This is a genomic window from Microbacterium sp. zg.Y909 (genome assembly GCF_024626565.1).
Genome location: NZ_JANJFJ010000694.1, coordinates 1 through 948, shown reverse-complemented (window position 1 = coordinate 948; position 948 = coordinate 1). Strand labels below are relative to the sequence as shown.

The 948-nt window shown below is 68.4% G+C and carries 1 protein-coding gene and 1 riboswitch; the gene reads left to right on the top strand.

The annotated features are described in order from the left end of the window. Positions 1 to 33 precede the first annotated feature (33 nt). Positions 34 to 117: riboswitch (ZMP/ZTP riboswitch) on the top strand. A gap of 64 nt (positions 118 to 181) precedes the next feature. Beyond that, positions 182 to 948 (top strand): serine hydroxymethyltransferase (gene glyA, locus NQ160_RS24195; protein ID WP_257517513.1); only part of this gene is annotated, 767 nt, incomplete at its 3' end.

Sequence of the window (948 nt, the reverse complement as noted above, 5' to 3'; positions counted from 1 at the left end):
TCGACGGGGAGCGCGACGCGGCATCCGCTATGCTCTGGGTGTCGCGACTGGCGTTGAGGTGGGCCACCACCGGGGAGCGACCGACAAGGCATTCGACCGCACGCCTGGGCCGGGTCTCGATACGCCCGCATCGCGGGCGCCTCGACCACCTCTACGTACCCGCTGCAGTCTGGAGATCGCCATGACCGATTCCGTGTTCAACGCCCCCCTCTCCGAGGTCGATCCCGAGATCGCCCAGGTGCTCGAGCGGGAACTCGAACGCCAGCGCGGCTACCTCGAGATGATCGCGTCCGAGAACTTCGTGCCGGTCTCGGTGCTGCAGTCGCAGGGCTCGGTGCTGACCAACAAGTACGCCGAGGGCTACCCGGGTCGCCGCTACTACGGCGGCTGCGAAGAAGTCGACGTCGCCGAGGAGCTCGCGATCGAGCGGGCGAAGTCGCTCTTCGGCGCGCAGTTCGCCAACGTGCAGCCGCACTCCGGCGCCTCGGCCAACGCCGCGGTGCTGCACGCCATCGCGCGTCCCGGTGACACGCTGCTGGGTCTGTCGCTGGACCACGGCGGCCACCTCACCCACGGCATGAAGATCAACTTCTCCGGTCGCCTCTACAACATCGTGGCGTACGGGGTCGACGCCGAGACGTCGCTGGTGGACATGGACGAGGTGCGCCGCCTCGCGATCGAGCACAAGCCGAAGGTGATCATCGCCGGCTGGTCGGCGTACCCCCGTCAGCTCGACTTCGCCGCCTTCCGCGCCATCGCCGACGAGGTCGGCGCGCTCCTCTGGGTCGACATGGCGCACTTCGCAGGCCTCGTCGCTGCGGGCCTCCACCCGAACCCGGTGCCCCACGCGCACGTGGTGTCGTCGACGGTGCACAAGACCATCGGCGGTCCCCGCTCGGGATTCATCCTCAGCAACGACCCCGACATCGCCAAGAAGATCAACTCCGC